Source organism: Actinoplanes sp. DH11 (assembly GCF_020873875.1).
In the GTDB taxonomy this organism is placed as follows: Bacteria; Actinomycetota; Actinomycetes; order Mycobacteriales; family Micromonosporaceae; genus Actinoplanes.
The window spans coordinates 105751-122578 of the sequence record NZ_JAHWGU010000014.1 but is presented as its reverse complement, the minus strand read 5'-3'; the positions used below and the strand labels follow the sequence as shown (position 1 = coordinate 122578).

General features: G+C 70.8%; 15 protein-coding genes. 14 read left to right on the top strand and 1 reads right to left on the bottom strand.

Annotated features, from left to right (window positions below; translation table 11 throughout):
* Positions 1–94 precede the first annotated feature (94 nt).
* From aroB to LPA41_RS21445, 5 genes are all read left to right on the top strand, one after another.
* Positions 95–1159: a 3-dehydroquinate synthase gene (gene aroB, locus LPA41_RS21465; RefSeq protein WP_229072448.1), complete on the top strand. Its 1065-nt coding sequence runs from the start codon at positions 95–97 to the stop codon at positions 1157–1159.
* Positions 1156–1575: a type II 3-dehydroquinate dehydratase gene (gene aroQ / locus LPA41_RS21460; RefSeq protein WP_229072447.1), complete on the top strand. Its 420-nt coding sequence runs from the start codon at positions 1156–1158 to the stop codon at positions 1573–1575. Before aroB ends, aroQ begins: the two co-directional genes overlap by 4 nt.
* 75 nt (positions 1576–1650) lie before the next feature.
* Positions 1651–2208 carry an elongation factor P gene (efp, locus tag LPA41_RS21455; protein WP_229072446.1) on the top strand — a complete coding sequence of 186 codons (558 nt, stop codon included), beginning with the start codon at positions 1651–1653 and terminating at the stop codon, positions 2206–2208.
* Complete coding sequence (gene nusB, locus LPA41_RS21450; protein WP_229072445.1) at positions 2208–2642, top strand: transcription antitermination factor NusB; 435 nt, start codon at positions 2208–2210, stop codon at positions 2640–2642. Before efp ends, nusB begins: the two co-directional genes overlap by 1 nt.
* Positions 2643–2807: 165 nt before the next feature.
* Positions 2808–5042, top strand: coding sequence for a hypothetical protein (locus LPA41_RS21445; RefSeq protein ID WP_229072444.1), 2235 nt, complete (start codon positions 2808–2810; stop codon positions 5040–5042).
* 79 nt (positions 5043–5121) lie between these two features.
* Here the strand turns inward: LPA41_RS21445 and LPA41_RS21440 are convergent, their stop codons facing one another.
* Positions 5122–5610, bottom strand: coding sequence for a transcriptional regulator (locus LPA41_RS21440; RefSeq protein WP_014446326.1), 489 nt, complete (start codon positions 5608–5610; stop codon positions 5122–5124).
* Positions 5611–5897: 287 nt separating this feature from the next.
* On the opposite strand from LPA41_RS21440, the gene pyrR reads away from it, so the two are divergent.
* From pyrR to mihF, 9 genes are all read left to right on the top strand, one after another.
* Complete coding sequence (gene pyrR / locus LPA41_RS21435; protein ID WP_374238189.1) at positions 5898–6482, top strand: bifunctional pyr operon transcriptional regulator/uracil phosphoribosyltransferase PyrR; 585 nt, start codon at positions 5898–5900, stop codon at positions 6480–6482.
* Complete coding sequence (locus tag LPA41_RS21430; RefSeq protein WP_229072442.1) at positions 6479–7399, top strand: aspartate carbamoyltransferase catalytic subunit; 921 nt, start codon at positions 6479–6481, stop codon at positions 7397–7399. The genes pyrR and LPA41_RS21430 overlap by 4 nt, the downstream gene beginning before the upstream one ends.
* Positions 7396–8661 (top strand): dihydroorotase, encoded by a 1266-nt coding sequence (locus tag LPA41_RS21425; RefSeq protein ID WP_229072441.1) that lies wholly within the window; start codon positions 7396–7398, stop codon positions 8659–8661. Before LPA41_RS21430 ends, LPA41_RS21425 begins: the two co-directional genes overlap by 4 nt.
* A 23-nt stretch (positions 8662–8684) precedes the next feature.
* On the top strand, positions 8685–9809 hold the full coding sequence (carA, locus tag LPA41_RS21420; RefSeq protein ID WP_229072440.1) for a glutamine-hydrolyzing carbamoyl-phosphate synthase small subunit: 1125 nt from the start codon (positions 8685–8687) through the stop codon (positions 9807–9809).
* A 5-nt stretch (positions 9810–9814) separates the two neighbouring features.
* Complete coding sequence (carB, locus tag LPA41_RS21415) at positions 9815–13132, top strand: carbamoyl-phosphate synthase large subunit (protein ID WP_229072439.1); 3318 nt, start codon at positions 9815–9817, stop codon at positions 13130–13132.
* A complete protein-coding gene (locus LPA41_RS21410) occupies positions 13129–14157 on the top strand; it encodes a quinone-dependent dihydroorotate dehydrogenase (protein WP_229072438.1) in 1029 nt (342 codons plus the stop codon). The genes carB and LPA41_RS21410 overlap by 4 nt, the downstream gene beginning before the upstream one ends.
* The gene (locus LPA41_RS21405; protein WP_374238188.1) at positions 14154–15473 is read left to right on the top strand and encodes an adenosylmethionine--8-amino-7-oxononanoate transaminase; all 1320 of its coding nucleotides are present in this window, start codon (positions 14154–14156) and stop codon (positions 15471–15473) included. Before LPA41_RS21410 ends, LPA41_RS21405 begins: the two co-directional genes overlap by 4 nt.
* Before the next feature lie 20 nt (positions 15474–15493).
* Positions 15494–16324 carry an orotidine-5'-phosphate decarboxylase gene (gene pyrF, locus LPA41_RS21400; RefSeq protein ID WP_229072437.1) on the top strand — a complete coding sequence of 277 codons (831 nt, stop codon included), beginning with the start codon at positions 15494–15496 and terminating at the stop codon, positions 16322–16324.
* Positions 16325–16508: 184 nt separating this feature from the next.
* A complete protein-coding gene (mihF, locus tag LPA41_RS21395; protein WP_014446317.1) occupies positions 16509–16826 on the top strand; it encodes an integration host factor, actinobacterial type in 318 nt (105 codons plus the stop codon).
* Positions 16827–16828: the final 2 nt, after the last annotated feature.

Below are 16828 nucleotides of genomic sequence, written 5' to 3'. Positions count from 1 at the left end.
CCGCCAGGGGTTATCTGTATATAACCCCATCCGACCAGTGGAACGGGTGAGGCGGGGCCACATCGGTGCGGCCGCACGTGGATAGGGTGACCGCGTGGTGACACGGATTCCGGTGACGGGTGACCGTCCCTACGACGTGGTCGTCGGGCGCGGGCTCGAGACCGAACTGCCCGGGATGATCGAGGGCGCGAGCCGGGTGGCGGTGCTGCACCCGCCGACGCTGCGCGACCGGGCCGAGGCGGTGGCCAAGGCGGCCGGCGTGGCGACGGTGGTGCCGATCGAGGTGCCGGACGCCGAGCGCGGCAAGTCGATCGACGTGGCGGCCCGCTGCTGGGACGAGCTGGGGGCGGCCGGGTTCACCCGGACGGATGCGGTCGTCGGTGTCGGCGGCGGCGCCACCACCGACCTGGCCGGTTACGTCGCCGCGGCCTGGCTGCGCGGTGTCCGCTGGGTGCCGGTCGCCACCTCGGTCGCCGGCATGGTCGACGCCGCGGTCGGCGGCAAGACCGCTGTCAACATCGCCGCCGGCAAGAACCTGGTCGGCGCGTTCCATCCGCCGGCCGGGGTGCTGTGCGACCTGGACGCGCTGGACACGCTGCCGGCGGCGGACGTGGCGGCGGGGCTGGCCGAGGTGGTCAAGGGCGGGTTCATCGCCGACCCGCGGATCCTGGAGCTGATCGAGGCCGACCCGAAGGCCGCGCTCGACCCGCGCAGCGACGTGCTGCGTGAGCTGGTGGAACGCAAGATCAGGGTGAAGGCGCAGGTCGTGAGCGTGGACCTCAAGGAGTCCGGGCTGCGGGAGATCCTGAACTACGGGCACACGCTCGGTCACGCGATCGAACGCCGGGAGAACTACACCTGGAAGCACGGTGACGCGATCGCGGTGGGGCTGGTCTTCGCGGCCGAGCTGGGCCGGCTCACCGGGCGGCTGGACGACGCCACCGCCGCGCGCCACCGGGCGGTCCTGGAGTCGCTGGGGCTGCCGACGGCGTACCCCGCAAGCGCCTGGAGCGAGCTCCTGCCCGCCATGCGCGTCGACAAGAAGGCGCGGGCAGCGACCTTGCGGTTCGTGGTCCTGGACGGCCTGGCCGAGCCGGGCATCCTGACCGGTCCGGACGAGGCGCTGCTGGAGCGGGCCTACGCGGCGGTGGCCCGATGATCTACGTGCTGAACGGGCCCAACCTGGGCCGGCTGGGGCTGCGCGAGCCGGGCATCTACGGCTCGTCGACCTACGCCGACCTGGTGGACCTGTGCAAAACCGCCGCCGCCGACCTGGGTGTGCCGGTCGAGGTGCGCCAGACCGACGCCGAGCACGAGATGCTCGGTTGGCTGCACCAGGCCGCGGACGAGGGCGCCGACGTGGTGCTGAACCCGGGTGCCTGGTCGCACTACAACTACGCGGTCCGTGACGCCTGCGCGATGCTGCGTGGGAAGCTGGTCGAGGTGCACATCTCGAACATCCACGCCCGCGAGGAGTTCCGACACCATTCGGTGATTTCCGCCGTTGCGACAGGGGTCATCGCCGGTCTCGGATTCGACGGATATCGTCGCGCGCTGGAGCATATCGCGCGGTAAGCCCGATTCGCTGGGAGAGACCCACCGTCGGTAGACTCGTTCGGTCACCGATTCGCCCCAAGATCAAGGCAGGACATGGCTTCCACCAACGACCTGAAGAACGGCCTGGTTCTCAACCTCGACAAAGAGCTGTGGTCGGTTGTTGAGTTCCAGCACGTCAAGCCGGGCAAGGGTCCGGCGTTCGTGCGCACCACGCTGAAGCATGTCCTGTCCGGCAAGGTCGTCGACAAGACCTTCAACGCCGGCACCAAGGTCGAGACCGCGACCGTGGACAAGCGCACCATGCAGTACCTCTACAAGGACGGCGAAGACTTCGTCTTCATGGACCTAGACACCTACGACCAGATCCACGTCTCCGGTGCCACGGTCGGCGGCAACGCCGACTACCTGCTGCCCGAGGCCGAGGCCGTCGTCGCCACGCACGAGGGCGTCCCGCTCTACGTCGAGCTGCCGACCAGCGTGTTCCTCGAAGTCACCTACACCGAGCCGGGCCTGCAGGGCGACCGTTCGACCGGCGGCACCAAGCCGGCGACCGTCGAGACGGGCGCCACCGTCCAGGTCCCGCTCTTCATCACCACCGGTGAGAAGATCAAGGTCGACACCCGCGACGGCCGCTACCTCGGCCGCAGCTGATGGCGGAAGGCCCCAAGAAGGAACGGCTCGCGCGTCGTAAGGCCCGCAAGCGAGCGCTCGACGTCCTGTTCGAGGCCGACCTGCGTGACCTCCCTCCGGGTCAGGTGCTCATCACCTACCTGGAGCGGATCGCCAAGCCCCACCCGGAGCACATGGGCTACGCCATCGAGCTGATCGAGGGCGTGTCCAAGCATCTCGACCGGATCGACGAGTTGATCGCCAGCTACGCGGAGGGCTGGACGATCGATCGGATGCCGGCGGTCGACCGCAACCTGGCCCGGATCGCCGTCTTCGAGCTGCTCTACGTGCCGGACGTCGACGACCCGGTGGCCATCACCGAGGCCGTCGAGCTGGCGAAAGAGATGTCGACGGACGACAGTCCGCGCTTCCTGAACGGTCTGCTCGACCGGATCGCGGCGTTCGCCACGCGCTGAACCAGGCGCTGAAGCACGCGCTGAACCACCCGCTGTTCCACCGCACCGACAAAGGCCGGGTCATCGTCGTCCGACGATGGCCCGGCCTTGTGCGCGATCGACGATCATCTTACGGTGACGTGATCGCTCCGGGGGGAGGCGGCAATCCTTTTCGACTTCTTCGCCATGCGGGTACGGATCGAGGCGCTCCGCAAGGGCCGTCATCAGGTCCTGGTCGGTGGCTTCGGCGGCAACGGCAACGGCGCGCGGGCACACTCCCTGCGCCGCCTCACCCTGATCTCCAGCTCGGCCTGGCAGTGGCCGGCGGACGAGGCGACCTGCCGGCGGCACGGCGAGATGCTGCGCGGCCTGCGCGGCGGCGTCTCCCGGCTCCGGCAGACCGCGACGATCGACGAGGTGGTCGGCGTGCTCACCGACCTCTGCCTGGCGCCGCGCGGCACGGCGCGTGACCTGCTGCTGGCCGCCCGGCACCGGATCCACCTGCGCCGCCCGGAACTCACACTGATCCTGCCCGACCTGCCCGCGGACGTGCACGTCGTGCTGGACTTCGCCTTCGAGGACTACTGGGACCAGCTGACCTGCGTGCTGAAGGTCTCGGTCTCCACGCACCCACCGGGCCCGGTGCCGGGGCCGGCCACCGACGTGGCCGGGCCGGACTGGGTGGAGCTGCTCGGCATGGTGCGGGACGGCGTCGAGACCTGGTTCGCCGGGCAGGGGCTCTACCGCACCGACTTCCGGATCCAGGGCCGGGAGTACCGGCTCCCGACGGTCTGGGTCGGCGAGCTCAACGACCCGGCCGCCGACGCCGGCGCCTACCTCACCGAGTCCCTGGACGTGGTGAACGGCCTGGCGGCGCGGACCCTGCGGGTCGGTGACGCCCGGGACTGCGTGGTCACCCCGAGCGTGCTGAACGGCCAGATCCTGGCCCTGCGCCGGTCCGAGGCGCTCAAGCTGGAGGAGCCGGTCCTGCAGCCGACGTACCTGCTGGTGCCGGAGCGTGCGGCACCCGGCGACCCGGACGGTCGGCAACTCGGCGAGCTGGAGGAGACCCTGGTTGACGCGCTGGTCTCGCTGGAGGGGCAGGCCGCCGACCGGCTGTGGCGGATCGAGGCCGACGTCGACGTGTGGGAGCACCAGCTGGAGGTCTACGACCAGGTGGCCGAGCGCGGACTGGTGCTCTGGGACGCGCTCTCCACCCACCTGCCGGTCCGCCGCGGCCGGCAGCTGGAGCGGGTGCACCGCAGCGTGGAGCTGATCCACCAGATCCTGTTGCAGGGCGTGGCCGACCTGGCCCGGATGGAGACGCGCACCCAGGACTGCCTGGCCCAGGTGGGGCGGGCCCGCGCCGACCTGGTGGACGCGTTCGACACCCTGATCACCGAGTTCCACACCGGCGAGTTCGGCCTGCGCACCGCCCTGGCACAGACCGGGCTGGTCGGCGAGGTCGAGGTCAGCGCCGCCGCCGTGGTGCGCCAGGCCGCCCGGGTCAAGGCCAAGTACGACCACCTGCTGGGTGCCATGTCGCACGCCTTCGACGAGCGCCGGGTACGTGAGTCCGACGTCGTGCAGCGGGCCAGCGGGAAGGTCGGCTTCGCGCTGGCCTTCATCGGGGTGATCACCCTGCTCGACGCGACGGTGCAGATGAAGCCGGAGAGCCTGGCCTCGGGGGCGTACCTCTGGCCGGGGCTCGGCTGGCTGAGCGCCCTGGCGCTGATGCTCAGCGTGCTGGCCGGGCTTGGTTTCCTCGCGCTGGTCTGCTGGGTGGTGTTCAGCGCGATGGAGGAGGGTCCGCTCGGCTCGAAGAAGTTCTTCCGCCGGATCTACAACGGGCGGCGGGACAGTGGCGACAGCGGCATGTGGAAGTTCCTCCGCGACTCGTCGAGCGCCGAGCTCAACAAGGTGGCCGACGACCCGGCGGCCTGGCGGGCCCGCGACGACCAGCTGGCCGCGCGGTTCGCGCAGCTGTGGGACGAGATCGGCGAGGTGGACCCGAACCGGCTCGCCGGCAACGGCCGATGGGACGTCGGCACCGACATCGACCGGGTGGCCGGGCTGATCGAGCAGTGGGGCCTGTGGACGCTGCTGGTCACCGAGCGTCCGTTCGGCCGGCTGGCCCGGTACCGGCTGCCCCGGCTGACCCTGCTCTACCGGGTGTGCACGCTGCTGCCGGGGACGTTCCTGACCGGCGCGCAGGCGAGCGTGGTCTCCGAGGACGACTGCCGTCGCAGCCTGCAACGGCTGGGCCTGACGTGGGCAGAGGCCGGCCGGGTCGAGAAGTCGCTCGTCGCGTGGGTCCGGCAGCGCGGCGACGTGTCCGCCTGGGACGTGCTGCGCCTGCTGGACGACTGGTGGGTGCACGCCGACGCGACCGGCCCGGAGATCGCCGAGCGGGCCGGCTGACGGTGCCCGGCGCAGGCCGGGTGACGAAGAAGCCCGTGCCGCCGGGTGGCGGTACGGGCTTCGGGCAGTGCGGAGCGCGTCAGGACGCGAAGAACGCTCGCGGGTCGGCGACCAGGACGCCCTGCTCCGTCAGGCGCTCGATGAGGCCGGAGGGCGAGATGTCGTAGACGATGGCGAGCGCGCGCAGGTCGTCGGCGCGGATCGACAGGACGCGGCCGTTGTAGTCGCCGCGCTGCTGCTGGATGGCCCGGGCGTACCGCGCGACGTAGGCGAGGTCCTCGCCGGTGGTGTCGTACAGCTTCTCCAGGTCCAGCACGATCTTGTTGGTGGCCTCGAGGCGGATGCCGCTGCCGTCGGGCAGGAGCTCCGAGACGGGGACTCGGTAGAAGTCGGCCAGTTCGGCCAGACGCGAGACGGTCACCGCGCGGTCACCGCGCTCGTACGAGCCCACCACGACCGCCTTCCAGCGGCCGTTGGACTTCTCTTCGACGCCCTGCAGGGACAGGCCCTGCTGCTGGCGGATGGAGCGCAGGCGGGCGCCCAGCGACTTGGCGTACTCAGACGGCATACGGACACTCCCGGTACTGTGCTGGCCCGGAGGGTTCTTTCCTCGCGGATCGCTACGCTGCGTGACGGTACGGAGTTTGCGACCGCCGGTCAAGTGTTGGTTACCGATGAGTCGTGCGGGCCGCCCCAAAGTCACCGGCTGTATCCCCAGTTGCAGGATTTGTCCGGTTCATTCCAGTCAGGCACGTCACCATGGTCAACGCGGCGGCCACTGGTAACGTAGCGTCAGCCCTCGGGCCGGCCCGTAATGGGGTCAGTCCCGACCGACGTCCTTTAACGACCCGTCCCGTGAGGCGGGGAAGGAGGTCCGCCGTGGCACAACCACGCGCAGACGCCCCTAGCAAGATCATTTTGGCGGATTCCGACCTGCACCGGGTCGTCGACCGCATCGCGCACCAGATCCTCGAGAAGACCTCCGGCGCCACCGGCACCGTGCTGCTCGGCATCCCGACCCGCGGTGTCCCGCTCGCGCACCGGCTCGCCGCGCGGATCCACGCCTTCGAAGGCGTCGACGTCCCGGTGGGCTCGCTCGACATCACGCTCTACCGCGACGACCTGCGCCTCAAGGCCACCCGCGCGCTCGGCAAGACCGAGCTTCCGGCCGGCGGCATCGACGGCCTGCGGATCATCCTGGTCGACGACGTGCTCTTCTCCGGCCGCTCGGTGCGCGCCGCCCTGGACGCGTTGAAGGACCTCGGCCGGCCCAGTTCGGTGCAGCTCGCCGTGCTCGTCGACCGCGGTCACCGGCAGTTGCCGATCCGCGCCGACTATGTGGGCAAGAACATCCCGACCGCGCTCAGCGAGAGCGTGAAGGTCGCGCTCACCGAGGTGGACGGCGCCGACGAGGTACGGCTGATCGGGGGCCTCAAGTGATCAAGCACCTGCGCTCGGCCGCGGACCTGGACGCCGCGACCGCCACCCTGATCCTGGACACCGCCGCCGAGATGGCCGCGCTCTCCGGCCGTGAGGTCAAGAAGCTGCCCGCACTGCGCGGCCGCACCGTGGTGAACCTCTTCTACGAGGACTCGACCCGCACCCGGATCTCCTTCGAGGCGGCCGCCAAGCGCCTCTCCGCCGACGTGATCAACTTTTCGGCGAAGGGTTCCAGCGTCTCCAAGGGCGAGAGCCTGAAGGACACCGCGCTCACCCTGCAGGCCATGGGCGCCGACGCCGTGGTGATCCGGCACTCCGCGAGCGGGGCGCCGCATCGGCTGGCCGGCTGGGTGGACGGGTCCGTGGTCAACGCCGGCGACGGTACCCATGAGCACCCGACGCAGGCGCTGCTCGACGCGTACACCATGCGCTCCCGCCTGGGTCGTCTCGACGGCCTGCGGGTGGCCATCGTCGGCGACGTGCTGCACAGCCGGGTGGCCCGCTCCAACGTCCTGCTGCTGACCACCCTCGGCGCCCAGGTCACCGTGGTCGGCCCGCCGACCCTGATCCCGCTGGACGTGGCGGCCGCGCTGTCGTCGCGGACCCGGGTCTCCTACGACCTAGACGCGGTGCTGCCGGACAGCGACGTGGTGATGATGCTGCGGGTGCAGACCGAGCGCATGCAGGACTCGTACTTCCCGTCCGCCCGCGAGTACAGCCGCCGCTACGGGCTCGACATGCCGCGGATGAAGAAGCTGCCGGAGCACGCCATCGTGATGCACCCCGGCCCGATGAACCGGGGCATGGAGATCGCACCCGAGGTCGCCGACTCGCCCCGCTCCACGATCGTCGAACAGGTCGCCAACGGCGTCAGCGTCCGGATGGCCGTCCTCTACCTGCTTTTGGGAGGCAAGTGATGGCGTACCTGCTCAAGGACGTCTCGATTCTCGGCGGTTCGCCGACCGACCTCGCCATCGTCGACGGCGTCATCGCCGGTGACGCCCCGGAGGGCGCCGAAGTCATCGACGCGACAGGCCTGGTCGCGCTGCCCGGCCTCGTCGACGTGCACACCCACCTGCGCGAACCCGGCCGGGAGGACGCCGAGACCGTGGAGACCGGCTCCCGGGCGGCCGCGCTCGGCGGGTACACCGCGGTCTGCGCGATGGCGAACACCTCGCCGGTCGCCGACACCGCCGGTGTGGTCGAGCAGGTCTGGCGGCTGGGCCGGGAGGCCGGCCTGGTGGACGTGCAGCCGATCGGCGCCGTCACCATCGGCCTGGCCGGCAAGCAACTCGCCGAGCTGGGCGCGATGGCCAGCTCCGCGGCGAACGTGCGGATCTTCTCGGACGACGGTTTCTGCGTGGCCGACCCGCGGCTGATGCGCCGGGCCCTGGAGTACGTGAAGGCGTTCGACGGCGTCATCGCCCAGCACGCCGAGGAGCCGCGGCTCACCGAGGGCGCGCAGATGCACGAGGGCGAGGTCAGCACCCGCCTCGGCCTGACCGGCTGGCCGGCGGTCGCCGAGGAGGCGATCATCGCCCGGGACGTGCTCCTGGCCGAGCACGTCGGCAGCCGGCTGCACGTCTGCCACGTCTCCACCGCCGGTTCGGTCGAGGTGCTGCGGCAGGCCAAGGCCCGCGGCGTGCGCGTGACCGCCGAGGTCACCCCGCATCACCTGCTGCTCACCGACGAGCTCGCGGCGGGCTACGACCCGGTCTTCAAGGTCAACCCCCCGTTGCGTACGCGCAGCGACGTCGAAGCCCTCCGCCAGGCGCTGCTAGACGGCGTGATCGACGTGGTCGCCACCGACCACGCGCCGCACGCCGTCCAGGACAAGGAGTGCGAGTGGGCGTACGCGCGCCCCGGCATGCTGGGTCTGGAGACCGCGCTGCCGATCGTGCTGAGCGTCTTCGGCGAGAAGTGGGACCTGATCGCCGACCGGATGTCGATCGCCCCGGCCCGGATCGCCGGGCTGACCGGGCACGGCGGCGACCTCTCGGCCGGCACGCCGGCCAACCTGACGCTCGTGGACCCGTCCGCCCGCCGGGTCGTGGACCCGGCCGAGCTGGCGAGCCGCAGTCGAAACACGCCGTACGCGGGTATGACCCTGCCCGGTCGCATCGTCGCGACCTTCCTGCGGGGCGAAGCTACGGTTCTGGACGGGAAGGCTGTCAAGTGACTCTCTCTAACGATCTTGCGGGATTGCGGCGAAGCCGCCCTGGCAGCTCAGCGATTCTTGTACTCGAGGACGGGCGCACCTTCACCGGCGACGCCTACGGCGCGGTGGGGGAGACCTTCGGCGAGGCGGTGTTCACCACCGGCATGACCGGATACCAGGAGACGCTCACCGACCCGTCGTACCACCGCCAGGTCGTGGTGCAGACCGCACCGCAGATCGGCAACACCGGCGTCAACGACGAGGACGACGAGTCCGACCGGATCTGGGTCGCCGGTTACGTGGTCCGCGACCCCGCCCGCCGCCCGTCGAACTGGCGCTCGCAGGGCGACCTGGGTGAGCGCCTGGCCGCCGAGGGCGTCGTCGGCATCAGCGGCGTCGACACCCGCGCGCTCACCCGCCACCTGCGCGAGCGTGGCGCCATGCGGGTCGGCATCTCCTCGGTGGACCTCGACCCGCAGTCGCTGCTGGAGCGGGTCAAGGCCGCGCCGCAGATGGTCGGCGCCGACCTCTCCGCGCAGGTCACGACGCCGGATCTGTACACCGTCAAGGCCGAGGGCGAGCACCGTTACACGGTCGCCGCGCTGGACCTGGGCATCAAGCGCAACGTGGCCCGCAGGCTCGCCGAGCGCGGTGTCACCACGCACATCTTCCCGGCGTCCACCTCGATCGAGGACATGCTGGCGGTCAGCCCGGACGCGGTGTTCTTCTCGCCCGGTCCCGGCGACCCGGCGACCGCGGACGGACCCGTCGCGCTCGCCCGTGAGGTGATGCGCCGGGAGATGCCGCTCTTCGGCATCTGCTTCGGCAGCCAGATCCTCGGCCGCGCGCTCGGCTTCGGCACCTACAAGCTGGGGTACGGCCACCGCGGCATCAACCAGCCGGTGCTCGACAAGACCACCGGCAAGGTCGAGGTGACCAGCCACAACCACGGTTTCGCCGTGGACGCCCCGCTGAACACCGTGATCGACACGGACTTCGGCGGTGTCGAGGTCTCGCACGTGTGCCTCAACGACAACGTGGTCGAGGGCCTGCGCGGCATCGAGGTGCCCGCCTTCACCGTCCAGTACCACCCCGAGGCCGCCGCCGGCCCGCACGACGCCGACTACCTCTTTGACAGGTTCGTCGAGCTTGTGGAAAAGAAGGGCTGACACCCATGCCGAAGCGTGAAGATCTCAAGCACATCATGGTGATCGGCTCGGGCCCGATCGTCATCGGCCAGGCCTGCGAGTTCGACTACTCCGGCACCCAGGCGTGCCGGGTGCTGCGGGCCGAGGGCATCCGGGTCTCGCTCGTCAACTCCAACCCGGCCACGATCATGACGGACCCGGAGTTCGCCGACGCCACCTACGTCGAGCCGATCACCCCGGAGTTCGTCGAGCTGGTCATCGCCAAGGAACGCCCGGACGCGATCCTGCCCACCCTGGGCGGCCAGACCGCGCTGAACACCGCGATCGCCCTGCACGAGAGCGGCGTGCTGGAGAAGTACGGCGTCGAGCTGATCGGCGCGAACGTGGACGCCATCCGCAAGGGCGAGGACCGTCAGCTCTTCAAGGACATCGTCGCGACGGCCGGTGGTGAGACCCCGCGCTCGCGGGTCTGCCACTCGATGGACGAGGTCCGCGACACCGTCGCCGAGATCGGCCTGCCGGTCGTCATCCGCCCGTCGTTCACCATGGGCGGCCTCGGTTCCGGCATGGCGCACACCGCCGAGGACCTGGAGCGGATCGCCGGCACCGGTCTGGCCGCCTCCCCGGTGCACGAGGTCCTCATCGAGGAGAGCGTGCTCGGCTGGAAGGAGTACGAGCTCGAGCTGATGCGCGACAAGCACGACAACGTCGTGGTGGTCTGCTCGATCGAGAACATCGACCCGATGGGCGTGCACACCGGCGACAGCGTCACCGTGGCCCCGGCCATGACGCTCACCGACCGCGAGTACCAGAAGATGCGTGACCTCGGCATCGCGGTGCTGCGTGAGGTCGGCGTGGACACCGGTGGCTGCAACATCCAGTTCGCGATCAACCCGGACGACGGCCGGATGATCGTCATCGAGATGAACCCGCGGGTGTCCCGCTCGTCGGCGCTGGCCTCGAAGGCCACCGGCTTCCCGATCGCCAAGATCGCCGCGAAGCTGGCCATCGGCTACACGCTCGACGAGATCCCGAACGACATCACCCTCAAGACGCCGGCGGCCTTCGAGCCGGCGCTCGACTACGTGGTCGTGAAGATCCCGCGGTTCGCGTTCGAGAAGTTCCCGGGCGCCGACAAGGAACTCACCACCACGATGAAGTCGGTCGGTGAGGCGATGAGCCTGGGCCGCAACTTTGCCGAGGCGCTGAACAAGGCGATGCGCTCGATGGAGACGAAGGCGGCCGGTTTCTGGACCGCGCCCACCTTCACCGACGTGGACGAGGCCCTCGCGGCGCTGCGCATCCCGCACGACGGCCGGCTCTACACGGTCGAGGCCGCGCTGCGGCTGGGCGCGACCGTCGAGCAGGTGCACGAGGCGAGCGGCCGGATCGACCCGTGGTTCCTGGACGAGATCCAGGCCCTGGTCGACCTGCGTGCCGAGATCCTGGCCGCGCCGGTCCTCGACGAGGAGCTGCTGCGCCGGGCCAAGCGGTCCGGGCTCTCCGACCTGCAGCTGGCGACGCTGCGCCCGGAACTGGCCGGCGAGGAAGGCGTCCGCGCGCTGCGGCACCGGCTCGGCCTGCGCCCGGTCTACAAGACGGTGGACACCTGCGCCGCCGAGTTCCAGGCGAACACCCCGTACCACTACTCGTCGTACGACTCCGAGACCGAGGTGGCGCCGAGCGACCGGCCCAAGGTGATCATCCTGGGCTCCGGGCCGAACCGGATCGGCCAGGGCATCGAGTTCGACTACTCCTGCGTGCACGCCGTGCAGGCGTTGCGCGGGGTCGATTTCGAGACCGTCATGGTCAACTGCAACCCGGAGACCGTCTCCACCGACTACGACACCGCCGACCGGCTCTACTTCGAGCCGCTCACCTTCGAGGACGTCCTCGAGGTCGTGCACGCCGAGGACAGCTCCGGCAAGGCGGCCGGTGGCCCGGGCGTGGTCGGCGTGATCGTCCAGCTCGGCGGCCAGACCCCGCTCGGCCTGGCGAACCGGCTCAAGGCGGCCGGCGTGCCCATCGTCGGCACCTCACCCGAGGCGATCGACCTGGCCGAGGACCGCGGCCTGTTCGGCGCGGTGCTGGCCGAGGCCGGCCTGCGCTCGCCGGACCACGGCACCGCGACCACGTTCCCCGAGGCCAAGGCGATCGCCGACAGCATCGGTTACCCGGTGCTGGTCCGCCCGTCCTACGTGCTCGGCGGCCGGGGCATGGAGATCGTCTACGACGAGCCCACCCTGGAGGGCTACATCCAGCGGGCCACCGAGATCTCGCCGGACCACCCGGTGCTCGTCGACCGGTTCCTGGACGACGCCATCGAGATCGACGTGGACGCGCTCTGCGACGCCACCGGCGAGGTCTACCTGGGCGGCGTGATGGAGCACATCGAGGAGGCCGGCATCCACTCCGGCGACTCGGCCTGCACGCTGCCGCCGGTCAACCTGGCCGCGCCGCACCTGGCCGAGGTGCGCCGCTACACCGAGGCGATCGCCCGCGGCGTCGGGGTGCGCGGCCTGCTCAACGTGCAGTACGCGCTCAAGGACGAGACGCTCTACGTGCTCGAGGCCAACCCGCGCGCCTCCCGGACGGTCCCGTTCGTCTCCAAGGCGACAGCGGTTCCGCTGGCCAAGGCGGCCGCCCGGATCGCGCTCGGCGCCACCATCGCCGAGCTGCGCGCCGAGGGCATGCTGCGGTCCGACCACGACGGCGGCGAGACCCCGGCGCACGCGCCGATCGCCGTCAAGGAGGCGGTGCTGCCGTTCAAGCGGTTCCGCACCCCGGCCGGCAAGAGCGTGGACAACCTGCTGAGCCCGGAGATGAAGTCGACGGGCGAGGTGATGGGCATCGACGCCGGCTACGGCCAGGCGTTCGCCAAATCGCAGGCTGCCGCGTACGGCTCGCTGCCGACCTCGGGCAAGGTCTTCGTCTCGGTGGCGAACCGGGACAAGCGGTCGATGATCTTCCCGGTGAAGCGGCTCGCCGACCTGGGCTTCACCATCGTCACCACCGCCGGCACCGGTGACGTGCTGCGCCGGTACGGCATCGAGTGCGAGGTCGTGCCGAAGCACTACGAGAGCCCGGGCAAGAACGCGGTCGAGCTGATCCTGGCCGGCGAGATCTCGCTGATCATCAACACCCCGCAGGGTTCCGGCGCGAGCGCCCGGCTGGACGGGTACGAGATCCGCAGCGCCGCCGTCACCGCGAACGTACCGAGCATCACCACGGTGCCCGGCGCGGCCGCCGCCGTGATGGGCATCGAGGCGCTGATGCGTGGCGACATGACCGTCCGCCCGCTCCAGGAGTGGCACGCGCTGCTCCGGCCGGAGCTGACCAAGTGAAGCTGTTCGACGACGCCGTCCGGCCGGTCCTGTTCCGGCTGGGCGGCGGCGACGCCGAGCACGCCCACGAGTGGACGCTGAACCGGCTCGCCGCGCTGCCCGCCCCGGCGCTCGCCGCGTTGCGCCGCCGGTACGCCTTCGCGGCACCGGTGGAGGCGTTCGGCGTCCGGTTCCCCAACCGGGTCGGCCTGGCCGCCGGGATGGACAAGAACGGGATCGCGTTGCCGGCCTGGCCGGCGCTCGGCTTCGGCTTCGTCGAGGTCGGCACGGTCACCGCGAAGCCGCAGCCCGGCAACGACCGGCCGCGGCTGTTCCGGCTCAAGGGCTCCGAGGCGATCATCAACCGGATGGGGTTCAACAACCTCGGCGCGGCCGCCCTGGCCGACCGGCTGGCGGCCCTCGGCACACTGGACGTGCCGCTGGGCATCTCGCTCGGCAAGTCCAAGGTGACGCCGCTGGAGGAGGCGGTCGAGGACTACCTGACCTCGTACCGGCTGCTGCACCCCTTCGCCGACTACATCGCGGTCAACGTGTCGTCGCCGAACACGCCCGGGCTGCGCAAGCTCCAGGACTCCGACGCGATCGCAGGCCTGCTGAAGGCGCTGAGCGGCCCGGTGCCGGTGCTGGTGAAGATCGCGCCGGACCTGACCGAGGCGGCCATCGCCGAACTGCTCGAGGTCTGCCTGCGGCACGGCGCGGCCGGGCTGATCGCGACGAACACCACGCTGTCCCGGGACGGCATCGACGACGCCGACCAGCACCTCGCGGGCGAGGCCGGCGGACTCTCCGGCCGGCCGCTCACCGAGCGGGCCCGGCAGGTGGTGAAGTTCGTGCACGACGAGACCGGCGGCCGGCTGCCGATCATCGGGGTCGGCGGCATCATGTCGGTCGACGACGCCTCCCGGCTGCTGGACGCCGGCGCCTCGCTGGTGCAGCTCTACAGCGGGTTCATCTACCGGGGGCCGGAACTGGTCCGAGCGGTCGCCCGGGGCGCCCGGCCGGTCCGCTCCCACCGCGCACGATGACCGGGGACGGGCGCGACCCGCTCGCGCCCGGCCTGCCGGGGCCGGACCTGCCGGCACCGGATCTGGCAGCGCTGGACCGGGCGCACGTCTGGCACCCGTACGGCCCGATGCCCGGCCGCACCGACCCGTACCTCGTGGAGAGCGCGGCAGGGGTGCGGCTGCGGCTGGCCGACGGCCGGGAGCTGGTCGACGGGATGTCGTCCTGGTGGGCGGCGATCCACGGGTACCGGCACCCGGCGCTGGACGCGGCGCTCGCCGAGCAGGCCGGCCGGATGAGCCACGTGATGTTCGGCGGGCTCACCCACGAGCCGGCGATCCGCCTGGCCACCACCCTGGTCGAGCTCACCCCGCCGGGTCTGGAGCACGTCTTCCTCTGCGATTCCGGCTCGGTCGGTGTCGAGGTGGCGATCAAGATGGCGCTGCAGGCCCAGCGGGCCCTGGGGCGTCCCGGCCGGCAGCGGCTGGCGACCTGGCGAGGCGGGTACCACGGCGACACGTTCCACCCGATGAGCGTCTGTGACCCGGTCGGCGGGATGCACGCGCTCTGGACCGGGGTGCTGCCGGCGCAGGTCTTCGCGGACGTGCCGCCGGCCGAGTACGACCCGGACTACGCGACCGCGCTCACCGACCTGATCGGGCGGCACGCGGACGAGCTGGCCGCGGTGATCGTGGAGCCGGTCGTGCAGGGCGCCGGCGGGATGCGCTTCCACCACCCGGAGTACCTGCGGGTGCTGCGGGAGGCGACCGCCGCGCACGGGATCTTCCTGATCTTCGACGAGATCGCCACCGGCTTCGGGCGTACCGGGCGGTTCTTCGGCGCCGATCACGCCGGGGTCAGCCCGGACATCATGTGCCTCGGCAAGGCGCTCACCGGTGGGTACCTGACCCTGGCGGCGACCCTGTGCACGCCGGAGGTGGCGTCGGCGATCTCGGCGGGCGAGGGCGGCGGACTCGCGCACGGCCCGACCTTCATGGGGAACCCGCTCGCCTGTGCCGTGGCGAACGCCTCGCTGGAGCTGCTGCGGGGCGGCGGGTGGGCGGAGCGCGTACCCCGCATCGAAAGCCGGCTGCGGGACGGCCTGGCGCCGCTGCGCGAGGCGCGCGGGGTCGCTGACGTCCGCGTGCTCGGTGCGATAGGCGTGGTGCAGCTCGATCATCCGGTGGACATGGCGCGCGCGACCTCGGCCGCCGTGGCCGAGGGGGTCTGGTTGCGGCCGTTCCGGGATCTGATCTACACGATGCCGCCCTACGTGGCGGACGACGCGGACGTGGACCGCATTACCGCGGGGATCATCGCCGCGGTGCAAGCTACCTGACACGGAAGAAGGAAATTTCGATGGAGACCTTCGGCGAACGCCTCCACGCGGCCGTGGCGGAGCGTGGTCCGCTCTGCGTCGGCATCGACCCGCACGCCTCTCTGCTCGCCCGCTGGGGCCTCTCCGACGACCTCGCCGGCCTGGAACGCTTCGCCCGTACGGTGGTCGACGCGCTGGCCGATCGGGTGGCTGTTCTGAAACCACAGTCCGCGTTTTTTGAGAGATTTGGGTCACGTGGTGTCGCGATTCTTGAGTCAACTATCCGACAGTCCCGAGAGGCCGGCGCGCTCGTCCTGCTTGACGTGAAACGTGGCGACATCGGCTCGACGATGGCCGCGTACGCGTCCGCGTATCTGGATCCGGCGAGTTCTCTCTGTGCCGACGCGATTACTGTGAGTCCCTATCTTGGCGTCGGCTCGCTGCGGCCCGCGTTCGACCTGGCGGCCGCGAACGGCGGCGGAGTCTTCGTCCTCGCCCTGACCTCGAACCCCGAGGGCCCGGCCGTCCAGCACGCCGTCGGACCGGACGGAAAAACCGTCGCGCAGACGATCATCGACGAGATTTCCCAGGTCAACGCGGGTGCGCAGCCGCTCGGCAGCCTCGGGCTCGTGGTCGGCGCGACGATCGGCGAGACCGGCCACGACCTCTCCGCGGTGAACGGCCCGCTGCTCGCTCCGGGCCTTGGCGCGCAGGGTGCGACGCCCTCCGACCTGCGCGCGGTCTTCGGCGAGAGCCTGCGGAACGTATTGCCCTCGTACTCACGCGAAGTCCTCGCGGCGGGTCCGCAGAGTAGTGATCTCCGGGCCGCGGCGGAGCGTGTTCGTGACGACTGTCGCGCCGCGCTCGGGTGAAACGGCCTGCGTAGCAGGGTGTCGAAGAGCGGTTCGCGGGGTACCCCCACGTTGCCGAAAGCGCCGTTGACCGCTAGTTTTCCCCGCGCCGGGAACCACATGCCCCTTTGGTTCCTTGGCACACCACGTTTCACGCAAAGCGCCGGTATGAACTACCGCCGCGTGAGGGACCTGAGGAGAACTGGTGCCGCTCCCGTCACTGAGCCCCGAACAGCGCCAAGCTGCGCTGGAGAAGGCCGCGGAAGTTCGCAAGGCTCGGGCTGAGCTGAAGGAACAGCTCAAGTCCGGCAAGACCACCCTCGCCGCCGTGCTCGACCGCGCGGAGGCCGATGAGGTCGTCGGCAAGCTGAAGGTTTCGGCCGTGCTTCAGGCGCTGCCGGGCATCGGCAAGATCCGGGCGACCCAGATCATGGAGAAGCTCAAGATCGCTGAGAGCCGCCGGCTCCGGGGTCTTGGCGACCAGCAGCGCAAGGCCCTCCTGGGGGAGTTCGCTGCGAACTGACT